Origin of the sequence: Sphingomonas sp. BK345, assembly GCF_014193845.1 — a bacterium.
GTDB lineage: Bacteria > Pseudomonadota > Alphaproteobacteria > Sphingomonadales > Sphingomonadaceae > Sphingomonas.
This window is the reverse complement of record NZ_JACHZX010000002.1, coordinates 747,679-760,651: the sequence shown is the minus strand read 5'-3', so window position 1 is coordinate 760,651 and position 12,973 is coordinate 747,679. Positions and strand designations below refer to the sequence as shown.

Genomic DNA, 12,973 nt, shown 5'->3' with positions numbered 1-12,973 from the left:
TAGGTCAGGCCGCCCGCCTGCCGGCCTGCGGCAGCGCCAACTCGAGCTCCTGGATCGTCTCCCTGAGCAGTCCGGTCGCCTGCGACAGCTCTGCATGGAACTGCCGGTTGGCGTCCACCACCGTGCCCCGCATGCCCTCAGAGAACTTCTCGTGCGAGGTGGCGATTACCTGCGCCACCTCGTCGAGGAAGCCGTCCGCCTCGACCTGGGCCGCGGCAAGCCGCTGGGCCGCCCCCTCGATTCTCGTGAGAACGTCCGCCGTGAGCGACGCCTCCCTCGACGCGCTCTCCACCGTGGCGCGCAGTCCCTCGACCATGGTTCCGACCGCGTCCCGCGCGCTTCGGTAGTCGGCCACAACCGAGTCGAGGCTGCGAGCCGCGCCGGCCACGCTTCCCGCCGCGTCGGCGAGGCCGGTCGTCACGGTGGCTATACGGGAGAAACCGTCCGCCGCCTCGCGTCCCGAAGTCTCGAAGCGTCCGGCGGCGGCCAGGAGGGTGTCAGCGCCTCCGTTTAGCCGAGAGAAGGCGTCGGACGTCACGAGCTCGATCCGGGAGACCATCTCCCGCACGGCGGCGAGCATGGTGTCCACGTTCGTCGTCAACGCGCCGACGCTTTCCCCCATGCCGGCGACCTGCCGGGCGGCGGTCTCCGACCTGCGGCCATCGTCCTCGGCCTGTCGACGCGACCGCTCCTCCGCGGTGCGCTCGATGCCGGCGACGGCCTCCCCGAGCCGGCGGCCGAGTTCGTCCAGCATCTCCTCGAGGCGGGACCGGGTCTGCTCCTGCGCCGCCCCTTGGCCGGAGCGCATCTCGGACAGTGCGGTGCGCAACTCGTCGGTGATCGCCGCCTGTCGCGCCTCGGCGGCCTCGACCGCCTCCATCAGCTTGGCCGACATCGCGTCCGTGGCCCTGGTGCCGGCCGCTTCCATGCCGGCGGTCAGATCCTGGAGTCGAGCCACCGCCGTCTGCATCGCGTCGACCGTCCGTTGCTGCATGTCACCGATGCCGGAGAGCTGGCTCCCGAACATGCCTTCGAGCCTGTCGCTGAAGCTGGCGAGCACGTCGGTGAGTAGCTGCGTGACAGCGGACGACTGATCCTGACTGACGCGTCCGACGGCACCCGCGATCTGGTCGAGCGGCTCCCTCAACGCGTCGGTGAGTGCGCTGGCGATCGACGTGCCGAGTTCTCCCGACCGCTGCGTCGTCGCCGCAATCTGCCGCTCGGCGAGGTCGGTCAGGATCTCCTTCAGGTCTGAGACGAGGGCGTCCTTGAGGATCCGGGTCTGGCTGGCTGACTCCTCGGACGAGGAGACGAGGCGCGCCAGGTACTCCTCTCCGGCTCCTGCCTCGTAGGTGGCGTCGATCGCGTGGGCGAGCCTGCCTACCTTTCCGTACAGGCTGTTCAGCCGATACTTCTCCAGCACGGTCGCGATCATGGCGAGCAGGATCGCGAAGGCGGAAACCGCAAACGCTTCGCTGACCCCGTGCAGGAGTGAGGTGAGGCTGTTGCGTACCACGCCTGCGTCCTCGGAGATGCGGAACAGCCACAATCCCTTCAGCAGACCGAAGAAGGTGCCGATGATGCCTACGCCGGTGAAGATGCCCGGCAGGTGCTTGAAGAACTCGGCGTGGACCCGACCGTCGACCACGGAATGCGGCGAGAAGTAGACCTCGGCGGGCACCGTCGATCGCACCGCGCGCACCGCGAACTCGCCTGTGGACGGATCGATCTCCCGCTGCGCGTGCAGCGTCTCACCGTACTCCTGCCAGATGGCGGCAAGCCGCTCGTCGCCGGCGAAGCACGAGGCGAGTTCCAACTGTCCGGCGGCGCGCGCCGCGTCGAGCTTTCGGATCACGTCCTCGAGCGAGCCGTCCAGCTTTTTCGCGGGAAGGTGGAAGTGGCGCACGAACGCGTAGGCGAACGTCAGGAGCACGATCGCGACGAGGACCGGCACGACCGGTAAATCCGACAAGGTCATCTGCTTCAGTTCCCCCCGACGGCGCGTCCCCAGCGCCGAATCCAGACAGAGCGTCCCGGATGCTTGTCATGCTGCAACAATTCGATCGCCCGTTCAAAGAGTAACAGCGGTCTGGGTGAGGACCTAAGGTGCCGTTGCGATGCGAAAAACTATGGCAAAGGCGCCCGGACTGGGACAGCATGGCAACCGTGGGGGGAAGATGAGCGACTCTGGAGGCTGGATCGCGCGTATGGCGCGTCGATTCGGCGACATTCTCGGTGGCGTAGCCGCATCGAGCGTTGATCTTGGAAGGTCGCCCGAGGTCCGCGACGACTTCTGGGCGGAGGAGCCCGAGCGGCATCGCGCCAGCGATGCCGCGCCCGCCTCGCCAGCCGCTTCGAACCAAACTAGCGGCGGTTCGGGCATTCGCCGTGACGGCAACGGCCGCTACGTGGTGGCGGGCTGGACCTTCTCGACGCTCGACCAGGCGCTCGAGTTTGAGGCGGACCGTGCTCCGGCTGTGCGGACTCCGACATCGCAGCCGCCGGCCTCACCCGCTCCTGCGGTCCCGCCCACTCCGGAGGCTTCCTTCCCCACGTCTCAGAGCGTGACTCCGGCTTCCAGCGGACGCGCCGCCCCGCGTTGGATCGGATCACCCGAGTCGCTTTCGGCGGGCGGCGTCGGCTTCGAGACCGAGATGGTGTACTTCGGAACGCCCCTTCGTCACGAACCGAGGCACGACCACTCGCGCATCGATCCGACGCTGAAGGTCGACACGCGCGGTGATCCCGCGGGCACGACCCTTGGCTACTGGCCGTCGTATCGGGAGTTCGATCCACGCGCTCGCGCGACCTACCTCGGTTGGCTGACGGACGGGCGCCGCGCGGTGTCCGTGCCCAGCGGCTACCTGTTCGTCTTCTTCTACGGATTGGAGCAGCGCCTGCTGGTGGACGACGCGCGTGCCGATGCGCCCGCGATCTTCTCCGAGCTGCGCCAGCTCATGGCGCTCCACCATCAGGACTACTCGTTCCAGGGCCACGCCTCCAGACTCCTCGCCCTCGCCGCACTGTACGAGGACGAGGACGACGATCCTCCGACTGCCGAGTGCGCCCGCAACTGGGACGTCGAGCTTCCGCTCGACGTACGCATCCGGCTCGGGCGGCGGCTCAGGGACGGCGTACCCTTCAACGCCGACGACGCGCTCCGATGGGTGCTGGCACTTCCCGACGTCCACCTCCGCACGCCTGGGCAGCGATGCTTCGCCGAGCTTCGTGACCTGTGGAGCGCCAGGTTTGCGGTCCGGCACCTCGACGGGCTGACCGTGCGACGCCCCAAGAGGACGCTGCGGCACGAGTACAGGGCAGCCAGCGGCAAGTTCAGCGTCAACCTCAGCGTGGACGAACTACCCGACGTGTCCGGCATCTCCGCGCCGCTCGGACAGCTGCGGGCCATGCTCGACCTCTGCATCGACGACCTCTCGGCCTACAGCCGGCTCGTCGGCCGCGATCCGGACGCGAGGGGCAGGCTTCACGCCGAGCTCCTGCTCCCTGTCGAACTTCGGGACCGCAACCCGGCGCTCGCCTCCTGCCGCGAGCGGCTCGAGAAGCTGGTCAGCGGTGGGACACGCGGCGTCATAGCGGCTATCGAGCTCGCGCGACTGCTCGACCTCGACGTGGACGAGGCAGCCGACAAGCTGCCGACCGCGGTGGTTCGCCAGATTGGCATGGCGCTCGATGCGCTGCAGCACGGCCTCGAGCCTGACCGGCGTTACGGTCCAGCGCCGACCCCGCGGGCTGACACACCGATGGCCGTCTTCCCTGCCCATGGCGGCGGCGCGGTCGAGCACGAGCGGCAGGCCTATGCCGATGCGCGAACGGCCATGGAGGTCGCCGTGCTCGCTGCCGCCTCGGACGGCGAGGTCGTCGCGGCCGAGCTCGAAGCGGTCGAACGGCGCCTCCGGTCAACGCCCAATCTCGCGGAGCACGAGATCGCCCGCCTGGTCGCGTCCGGTCGTGCCCTGGCGGCGGATCCGCCGAAGGTGCGGGCGGCGATGAAGCGCCTGGCGGACGCTCCCGCCACGGCCCGCGCCTCGATCGCGACCGCAGCCGTCGAGGCGGTGCTCGCCGATGGAATGGTGCAGCCGGGCGAGGTGAAGTTCCTCGAGACGCTGCACGCCACGCTGAACCTTCCCGCCTCCGCTCTCTACGCGGCGCTTCATCGCGGGGCGGAGGACGTGGGGCCGATCCTGGTAGAGCCCGGACGTCCTGAAGAGCTGATCTCCATACCGTCAGAGCCGGTCTCGTCCTCTGTCGCGATCGACGCTGCGAGGCTCGCGCGCATTCAGGGCGAGACGTCACGCGTTTCCGCGCTGCTCGCCACCATCTTCGTCGAGGAGGAGCAAGAGGCTTCGGCATCGGCCGTCGCGGCGCCCAGGCCCACTCCCCGCGCGACCAATGGCTTCGATGGTCTGGATGGCCTGCACTCCGAGCTCCTGACGCGTCTTCTGTCCGGCCCGCTCGATCGTGACGCGTTCGACGGCGCGGCGGCCGCGCTTAGGCTCATGCCGGAAGGCGCAATCGAGACGATCAACGAATGGGGGTTCGACCGGTTCGGCGAGCCCGTCCTTGACGATGACGACATCGTCCGGATTTCACCCGAGATCATGGACCAGATCATGCCCATGGGAGCCGCAGCTTGAACGCCATCCGTCGCAAGGACCGTGACCTGATCGTGCAGGCGCTCTCCGCCGGGGTCGTGCCCCGTGTCGGGCTGCGTCACATTCAGGTCGGCCGCTCGCGCGAGGTCGAGGCGCTCGTGCGCGACATCGATCGCATCGCGGACGCGGGCTCCGCCATGCGCTTCGTTATCGGCGAGTACGGCGCGGGCAAGACCTTCTTCCTCAACCTCGTCCGGCTCATCGCCCTCGAGCGGAAGCTCGTGACCGTCCATGCCGATCTCGCCCCCGACCGCCGCATTCACGCGACCGGAGGTCAGGCGCGAGGGCTCTACGCTGAGGCGGTCCGCAACATGGCGACCCGCACCCGGCCCGAAGGCGGAGCGTTGCCGAGCGTCGTCGAGCGCTTCGTCACGGACTGCGTGCGCGAGGCCGAGGACGCCGGCAGCCCGGTCGAGCGGGTGATCGACCGGCGGCTCGCCCCGCTTCTCGACATGTTGGGTGGTCACGACTTCGCCTGCGTCCTCAAGGCGTATTGGCGCGCCCACGAGGACGGTGATGACGCATTGAAGGCGGCGGCGCTGCGCTGGCTACGAGCGGAGTTCCCGACCAAGACGGAGGCGAGACAGGCGTTGCCGGTCCGCAGCATCATCGGCGATGCAGACGTCTACGATACCTTCAAGCTGCTGTCCGGGTTCGTGCGCATCGCCGGATACGCCGGCCTTCTCGTGGTCTTCGACGAGCTCGTGAACCTCTACAAGCTGCAGAGTGCCCAGGCTCGAAACCAGAACTACGAGCAGATCCTGCGTATGCTGAACGACGTCCTCCAAGGCAACGTTGAGGGGCTCGGCTTCGTGCTGGGCGGCACCCCCGACTTCCTTCTCGATAGCCGCCGCGGGCTCTACAGCTACCAGGCGCTGCAGTCGCGCCTCGCCGAGAACAGCTTCGCGACCGAAGGCCGGATCGACATGACGGGGCCGGTCTTGCGCCTGCAGAGCCTCTCCCCGGAGGACCTGCTCGTGCTGCTCTCCAACATCCGGTCCGTATTCGCGCTCGGCGACCCCGCAGCCCAACTCGTGCCGGATGAGGCGCTCACCGCTTTCATGGAGCATTGTAATCGCCGCATCGGCGAGGCCTACTTCCGCACACCGCGCAACACGATCAAGGCGTTCGTGCAGCTTCTAGCCGTCCTGGAGCAGAACCCGGGCACAGACTGGCGAGAACTGATAGGCGGCGTCACGCCGGAGCCTGAGGAGGCCGAGGAGGCAGACGCGGACGACGAGCTTGTCGACCTCCGCCTCTGAGCCGTCCTCCTTCGACCGCCTTCATCCCGAGATAAGGCGCTGGATCCGGGACCAGGGATGGACGGGCCTGCGGCCCATCCAGGATGCGGCGATCCGCACGGTGCTCGGCTCCGAGGCGGACGTGGTGGTCATGGCCGGAACGGCCTCGGGCAAGACCGAGGCCGCCTTCCTGCCGCTTCTTACCCGAGCGGCGGAGGCTGGCGACGGCGGCCTGCGCATCCTGTACGTGAGCCCCCTCAAGGCTCTCATTAATGACCAGCACCGCCGGTTGGAGACGCTGTGCGAGCGGCTCGAGATGCCGGTGACCCGCTGGCACGGCGACGCGCCGGCAGCGGCCAAGGCCAAGCTGCTGCGTCGACCCGCGGGTGTCGCGCTGATCACGCCGGAGTCGATCGAGGCGCTGTTGCTTCGTCGGCAGGCGGACGCAGCCAGACTCTTCCGGGGCCTCCAGTCTATCGTCGTCGACGAGCTGCACGCGTTCCTCAAGGGACCACGCGGTCTCCACCTCTCGTCCCTGCTCAGACGCGTCGACCGCCTCTGCGAGAAACGGCCGCGGCGCATCGGATTGTCGGCCACGTTGGGCGACGATGATGCGGGCCGTCGCTGGCTGAACCCCGCGCATCCCGAAATGCCGGTCGTGCTCCGCTCGCAGGACGGCGGCTCTGGGCTCAAGCTGCAGGTGCGAGGCTACGAGGAGCCACCCAACGCCAGCGGCGTCGATGAGATTGCCGACGATGGGGACGACGCGCTCAGCCGCATCGCCGACCACATGTTCGAGCACCTGAGGGGTTCGAACAACTTGGCTTTCGCAGGTTCGCGCAGGACGGTGGAGGCGCTGGCCGATCGCCTCCGCCAGCGATGCGTGGCCAAGGGCCTTCCCGAGGAGTTTTTCCCGCACCACGGTAGCCTCGCAAAGGAACTGCGCGAGGAGCTTGAGCTGCGCCTCAAGGCGGGCGACCTTCCCACCACGGCGGTCGCGACTACCACGCTCGAACTCGGCATCGACCTCGGCAACGTCAAGTCGGTCGCGCAGGTCGGCGCGCCGAAGTCGCTGGCGGCGCTCAGGCAGCGGCTGGGTCGAAGCGGTCGTCGCGGGGATCCCGCCGTTCTGCGCATCTACGTGCGCGAGCGCCACGTCGCGGCGGACGCCGATCCGCTTGACCAGCTTAGGATCGCCACGGTCCGCTCGGTGGCGGCGGTGCGCCTGCTCGTCGACGGCTTTGTAGAACCCGCGGGCGACGACCCTTCGCTTGCCACCGTGGTGCTGCACCAGACCCTGTCGACGATTGCGGCGGATGGCGCGATCCGCCCGGTCGCGGCGCACAGGGCCATCTGCGACAAGAATAGCTATCTGGCGATGGGCACCTCCGACTATGCAGCTCTGCTGCGTGGTGCCGCGCGAGACGACGTTGGCCTACTCGAGCAGAGCTCCGACGGCCTGCTGATGCTGGGGCCGGAGGGTGAGCGCGTTACCGCCGCGCACGACTTCTATGCCGTCTTCGAGACCGACGACGAGTGGCGTCTCGTTGCTGAAGGCCGGACGCTGGGCACCGTGCCCATCTCGAACGTTTTGGCAATTGGAGCGCTCGTAGGCTTCGCGGGACGGCGCTGGCGCGTTGAGTCGGTGGACGACAGGTCGAAGGTGCTCGTGGTTGCGCCGCACCGGGCGGGCAAGCTGCCGAAGTTCGATCCCCCGACCGGCGAGCCCGTCCACGCCCGGCTTTCGCAAGAGATTCGCCACGTCCTCGCGTCTGAAGATGTGCCGTCCTACCTGGACCCCGCCGCGCGCGCCTTTCTTCAGGAGGGCCGAGCGGCCTACAGGCGGCTCGGGTTGGATCGAAGCTGCGCGATCGCGTCGGGCAGTGACACTGTACTGGCAACTTGGGCCGGCACGGCGGTCAATGACATTCTTATGGTCCTCCTGCAGTCCGCGGGATTGGAGTGCCAGGCGGACGATGTCGCGATTGAGATCGCCGACTGCTCGCCGGACGAGCTGCGCAAGCTGCTGGGCACTATCTCTGAGGTACCCTCCACCGAGGCTCTTGCGAGTTTTGTAGAGAACCTGCGCGGCGCCAAATACGACCAGTTCGTGGACGAGGACCTGCTTCGCCGACTTTGGGCGAAGAGAGCCAAGCCTGCTCGCGAGCAGGCGATCGCCACAATCGGCGATCTTGTTTGGTAATTCACGCGAAGGCGAATTGCTGCTTCAACAAGACCCAGTTTCGGCCATCCGCGGCTGACTTTCCCGTTCCCACATTCAGCCATTCGTTCATCTCGGCGGCTGCGGCCTATCAAGGCAGGTAGTGGCCTCGGGGCACGTCGCCGCGTTTCTATGTCGCTCACTTCTCCTATCGCGCGCGACTCTGGTCGACGAAGCGCGGCACCTCCCTGGGTTGGGGGGGCGGCAGCGACGACGAGGCCGGGCGCGATACGGTCCGGACGACGGCTCACGCGGCGAGCGCGGCGCCTTCGTGCCCGCTGCCCAATTCTGGACGGTCTTGCGGTCAAAGATCTCACCCTCCCCTACGATGGCGCGGTGCAGCGCTCAGTAGGTCTCGCCGTGGCGCGCCACGTGCAGCTTCAGGGCGTTGGCGAAGCCCGGCGGGTCTATCCAGTCCTCAGTCGACGGTTCAGGGTTGGCCACGACCGGGCGGGGCTTCGGCCCCCGCCGCCGGGCGCCGGTGGGGGGATCTCGTTCTACGCTCAATGTTCTACGTTCGGGTTTGGTTATCGGGCACCCGGTATGGGGCGGGCACCCGTTAGCGTCCGGACCTGCGGGGACGCAACGCCGCAAGCCTCCTCCAGACGGCGACTTCCTGGCCTTCGCCAACACCGGCCCATGCGAAGCTGGTTACGACCATGCGAGGACGGTTAGAACCGCCTCCTTTCGTGCGAGACCGCTTACGCCGGTGGCCGGAACGCACGCATAGTGGATCCTCGTCCCGGGAAGCCGCGTCAGCGACGAGGCTTACCGCAGGGTGACAGGTTCTGACGTGCCCATCTGCCAGAGTCGAGGCTGGGATGGCCAGACCGGCCGTCAGCACGAGGAGCGTCGACAATGCAGGTCGAGGACGAATGGGAGGGCTGGGAAGGCGACACGATCGTCAAGCTGACGGACGGGTCGGTGTGGCGCCAGGAGGAATACCACTACGAATACCGCTACGCCTACAGGCCACGCGTGACGCTCAGCGGCAAGACCATGTTCGTCGAGGGGATGAGCCGCGGCGTGCGCGTCAGCCGGCTGGACTGAGGAGGTCGCGATGAAGTCGAGGATCGACGGCGCATGGACCGGGTGGAACGGCGACACCGTCGTCAAGCTCGTGAACGGCAGCGTGTGGCGGCAGGAGCAATACTACTACCGCTACCAATACAGATATCGGCCGGACGTCATCGTCGAGGGCAACCGCATGCACGTCGACGGCATGCCGAAGGCGGTGCGGGTCAGACGCATAGCCTGATCTATTCGAAACGACCTAGCGACCAATGTCGGCGTGCGGGCTTTCCCGTATCGAGCACGTCGGCCACAGCATCGGAGGTTTCAACGCGGCATCTCATCGGCGACAACGTTGGAGTTGGAATGGGCCGCGACTGGCCGGTTCGCTTAGAAGATCGTGCAGGTAGGAGTGAGGATGTTCAGCAGCGGCCTCTTCGACGCATACGACCCTGCGGACCTCCCGGTTGACCAGGACATCGTCCTCATGGACGAGAGATACCTCGCCGAATGGGAGCATGCCTGGCTGCTCAACGACGCACTCGACGAGGACGACGGCGGCCCCGGGCCCGAACCCAGTCCATATGAGGTCGGATACGTCATGCCCGCGTCGGTCATCCGCCAGCTGACCCACGGGCTGGAGATCTCGTGGTATCCCGACACCCACCAGCGTTTCCACGAACTCAAGATCGTGCTGCCGCTGACGGAGATCGTGCAGTGCGTCGAGGTCCACAAATACGGCGGCAAGCCGACCGTGTTCGTCAGGGGCGAATGGCTCGAGCGCGTGCATCTCCAGAACAACTCGCTCTTCGCGATGATCGATGTCGTGGCGATGGGCGACGAACTGCAGAACGGCCGGATCGAGAAGCGCAGTCTCGTCGCGCTGCGCGACCGGCTGGACATTCTGGCCGCCGCGCACGCGGACATCTCCTTCATCTCGTTCGCCGACAGCCTCCTGCTCAAGACCAACTGGACGGTCGGCATGTTCGACAAGGGCGCCTACACCTATGCGCCGGAGAAGCTGATCCTCCTCTTCGACGAGATCCGGCAGATCTTCCGGGACACTCTCGGCCTCGGCGTCTACGCGGTCTTCGCCTCGGGCTCGAACGAATACTACGATGACGCGCTCCTCCACGCATCGAAGAGCGGCAACCACATCTGCCTCAACAGCCTGGGCCTGCCCTTCGCGCAGATCATGCTCATCGACGAGGCGGCGAGACGTGCGATACGCGACGGAGTGCACCGCGCGCACGAGCTCTACATGGACGCGGACTTCTTCCGGTCGCTCGACATCAAGGATTATGTGACGAGGCGGAAGATCCCACGGGCGCCCTACAAGCCGAAGCTCAGCGGGTCGGACGGAGAATACTTCTACACCGACTACGCCGACTTGGCGGCGCTCCTGGCAGCGACGACCCCATGAGGCGCCGCGTCAGGATAAATGAGCCCCGGCTACGGGACGTCGGAATACGTGCGCGATGATCCGCCGCATCGAAGAACTGCGCTCGAGCGTCACCTATGCCATCGCCCTGGCCAAGGGCTGGCTGTCGCCAGCCGAGAAGATCCACGCGCTGAAAGCCTCAGGACTGTGGGACGTCGCGCGGACGCGCGACCAGGCCGACCTGCTCATGGCCGCCGGTGCCTACAGGGAGGCGATCCCCATCTGGCAGACCTTCAGCCACTGGAGGAAGATCGGCGACGCGCTGCTGGCACTCGGCGACGTCGCGGGCGCGCGCGCCAGCTACGAGAAGGGCGAGAACCCCACCGGCGTCGAATACGCCGCCTTCCGCCGCGGTCCGGACGTCGACAGGCTCATCGCGCTGGCGATCTCGCAGGAGGACTGGAACGGCATCCTCCACCAAATCAGAGCGGGCGAGCCCGATCCGCTGGGAGCGAAGGACGTGGTGTTCGGCGGCGGCAGCCGCGCGAAAGGGCCGCTGGTGAAACTCTGCGCACATGCGGCGGTCGCCACAGGCGACACGCGGATCGCCGGAGAGATGCGCGGCTTCTTCGGCCTCGAACAGGCAGAGGTCGACGTGTTCCTCGGGCACGCCCGCTCGGGCGCATACGACAAGGACGTGGCAAAGCTGGCCAGGCCACCGCTGCTGCGCGTCACACCCCGTCCGCTCGCCCGGATCCTGGCGGAGGGCAACACGGAGCGCTCCGCGAGGGTCGCCGCGTTCCTGGAGAAACTCGAGCCGGGTTTCCGCGAGGCGCACGCCACCCTGGTCCGCTGGCTTTCCCGAGGAGGCGACGAGGACCTAGCCAAGGTCGTCTTCTGGCTCACCCGCATCGGCAGCTACAATGTCTTCGGCAGCTGCCTCTTCGCCCTGCAGTGCGAGGCCGACATGTTCGCCGATCTCGGCCACCGACACGTTGAGTTCTACTCGAGCCATCCATGGATAACCCGGTCGGCGATGCGGGAGCTCCTCGCAGCACTTGTCGCGACACAGGGAATGCCGACCCCGCAGGTCCTGTTCGCCTGCGTCCTCCAGGTCTCGTCCTCCATCATGGCGGACATCGAGCGCGGGACCTTCGATCCCGACCGCGTGGATCCGCTGACGGCAGTGCGCGGGCATCCCGTCTGGGCCGAGGCGGTCATCGCGGGTTGGGCAGCAGGAGGCACGCTCGACGCCCTCTGGGCGGACGTGGTGTCCGAGGCCGCCGACCAGAGGTGGAAGGACGTCCGGCGGATGCCCGCGTTCGCGAGGCTGTGCGACGTCCTCTCGGCCGAGCTCGTCGCGGCGTGGGCGCGCGACATGGAGAAGGTGCGGTGGAAATCCGAGGAGTCCGCATTCCTCTCGCTCAAGGCGCTGCTCCCGGACACCTCGATCGAGCGGCACGCGATGCCGAGCTGGCTCGCGCCGCAGCACCTCGACATACTCGTCCCCGACGCCAGCGTCGCGGTCGAGTATCAGGGCGAACAGCACTACCGGCCGATCGACGTGTTCGGCGGTGAGGCCGGCTACACGGCCACGGTGCGCCGCGACGAGAACAAGCGCAACCTCTGCCGACTCGCCGGCATACGGCTCGAATACATCCGGCACGACGAGGACGCGAGGCTGCGGCTGGAGCAGATCGCCAGCCTTTGCAGGACCGAGATCGCGAGGCGGAGGACCTAGCGACGGGCCAGCCTCCGCACCATCTTGACGGGAATTGCCCGGGCCGACGTGAGCGACACGCGATTCGGTCAAGGCTCACAGTCGAACTTCGCTGGGGAGCGCACGTCGCGATGGAGAAAGGACTGCAACCGCACTGGTCGGAGACGATCCGGGCGTGGGCGACGGGACAGCCGCTCGTGCTCGAGGTCCATGCGTTCGGCTCGCGCGTGAAGGGCGGCTACCGGACGGACAGCGATCTCGACCTGGCCTTCGTGGTCGACGGGCAGGACGAGGGGGAGCAACTCGGGAACGCGATCTGCCTGCTTCCCGCATGGCGCGCGGAGCTCCAGGCACTGCTACCCGTGAAGGTGCACGCCCAGTCCATGTTCGACGACGACGTGGTCGTGGCGCCTGCGGTGCGCGAGCACGGCATGCTGGTATTCCGGAGAGATGGAGTGACGAGTCCGGACTGGGGCTCGGGTCAGGGAGGCGCGGAAGGATAATGAAGTGTCATCTGCTCGTCCAGGGGGCGTCCGGCCTCCTTCCGTGCGGCCCCCGCGAAGCGGAGAATCCCCCGGAGATCGGCTCGCACATCACCGAGACCGTCGAAGGCAGGCAACTGCGGCTGGAGGTCGTCGGGCAACAGCACCTGCCCATCGTGCCCGGCGGCACCTTCGCACACGACGAGGTGTGGGTCGTGTGCCAGCAGCTTGCCAACGGGTAGGG

General features: G+C 67.4%; 10 protein-coding genes. 9 read left to right on the top strand and 1 reads right to left on the bottom strand.

Annotated elements, in window-relative coordinates:
• Positions 1-4: 4 nt before the first annotated feature.
• Positions 5-1,978, bottom strand: coding sequence for an anti-phage ZorAB system protein ZorA (gene zorA, locus FHY03_RS08755; protein ID WP_183930092.1), 1,974 nt, complete (start codon positions 1,976-1,978; stop codon positions 5-7).
• A 229-nt stretch (positions 1,979-2,207) separates the two neighbouring features.
• Here zorA and FHY03_RS08750 point away from each other — a divergent pair, with 229 nt between their 5' ends.
• The 9 genes from FHY03_RS08750 (at position 2,208) to FHY03_RS08710 (ending at position 12,971) form a co-directional block, all read left to right on the top strand.
• Positions 2,208-4,655, top strand: a complete 2,448-nt coding sequence (locus tag FHY03_RS08750; RefSeq protein WP_183930090.1) for a TerB N-terminal domain-containing protein — start codon at positions 2,208-2,210, stop codon at positions 4,653-4,655.
• Entirely contained in the window at positions 4,652-5,935 is a 1,284-nt protein-coding gene (locus FHY03_RS08745) for an ATP-binding protein (protein WP_183930088.1), read from the top strand. Before FHY03_RS08750 ends, FHY03_RS08745 begins: the two co-directional genes overlap by 4 nt.
• Positions 5,916-8,117, top strand: coding sequence for a DEAD/DEAH box helicase (locus FHY03_RS08740; RefSeq protein ID WP_221190047.1), 2,202 nt, complete (start codon positions 5,916-5,918; stop codon positions 8,115-8,117). The genes FHY03_RS08745 and FHY03_RS08740 overlap by 20 nt, the downstream gene beginning before the upstream one ends.
• An 876-nt stretch (positions 8,118-8,993) precedes the next feature.
• Entirely contained in the window at positions 8,994-9,185 is a 192-nt protein-coding gene (locus tag FHY03_RS08735; protein ID WP_183930086.1) for a hypothetical protein, read from the top strand.
• A 10-nt stretch (positions 9,186-9,195) separates the two neighbouring features.
• Entirely contained in the window at positions 9,196-9,393 is a 198-nt protein-coding gene (locus tag FHY03_RS08730) for a hypothetical protein (RefSeq protein ID WP_183930084.1), read from the top strand.
• Between the two features lie 171 nt (positions 9,394-9,564).
• The gene (locus tag FHY03_RS08725) at positions 9,565-10,569 is read left to right on the top strand and encodes a hypothetical protein (RefSeq protein ID WP_183930081.1); all 1,005 of its coding nucleotides are present in this window, start codon (positions 9,565-9,567) and stop codon (positions 10,567-10,569) included.
• Positions 10,570-10,624: 55 nt separating this feature from the next.
• Complete coding sequence (locus tag FHY03_RS08720; RefSeq protein ID WP_183930079.1) at positions 10,625-12,268, top strand: hypothetical protein; 1,644 nt, start codon at positions 10,625-10,627, stop codon at positions 12,266-12,268.
• Positions 12,269-12,378: 110 nt separating this feature from the next.
• The gene (locus tag FHY03_RS08715) at positions 12,379-12,750 is read left to right on the top strand and encodes a nucleotidyltransferase family protein (RefSeq protein WP_183930077.1); all 372 of its coding nucleotides are present in this window, start codon (positions 12,379-12,381) and stop codon (positions 12,748-12,750) included.
• Positions 12,750-12,971, top strand: a complete 222-nt coding sequence (locus FHY03_RS08710) for a hypothetical protein (RefSeq protein WP_183930075.1) — start codon at positions 12,750-12,752, stop codon at positions 12,969-12,971. The genes FHY03_RS08715 and FHY03_RS08710 overlap by 1 nt, the downstream gene beginning before the upstream one ends.
• The last annotated feature ends 2 nt before the right edge of the window (positions 12,972-12,973 follow it).

Coding starts and splice junctions, on each gene's coding strand:
- zorA (WP_183930092.1), bottom strand. CDS start 1,978: ATGACCTTGTCGGATTTACCGGTCGTGCCGGTCCTCGTCGCGATCGTG.
- FHY03_RS08750 (WP_183930090.1), top strand. CDS start 2,208: ATGGCGCGTCGATTCGGCGACATTCTCGGTGGCGTAGCCGCATCGAGC.
- FHY03_RS08735 (WP_183930086.1), top strand. CDS start 8,994: ATGCAGGTCGAGGACGAATGGGAGGGCTGGGAAGGCGACACGATCGTC.
- FHY03_RS08730 (WP_183930084.1), top strand. CDS start 9,196: ATGAAGTCGAGGATCGACGGCGCATGGACCGGGTGGAACGGCGACACC.
- FHY03_RS08725 (WP_183930081.1), top strand. CDS start 9,565: ATGTTCAGCAGCGGCCTCTTCGACGCATACGACCCTGCGGACCTCCCG.
- FHY03_RS08720 (WP_183930079.1), top strand. CDS start 10,625: ATGATCCGCCGCATCGAAGAACTGCGCTCGAGCGTCACCTATGCCATC.
- FHY03_RS08715 (WP_183930077.1), top strand. CDS start 12,379: ATGGAGAAAGGACTGCAACCGCACTGGTCGGAGACGATCCGGGCGTGG.
- FHY03_RS08710 (WP_183930075.1), top strand. CDS start 12,750: ATGAAGTGTCATCTGCTCGTCCAGGGGGCGTCCGGCCTCCTTCCGTGC.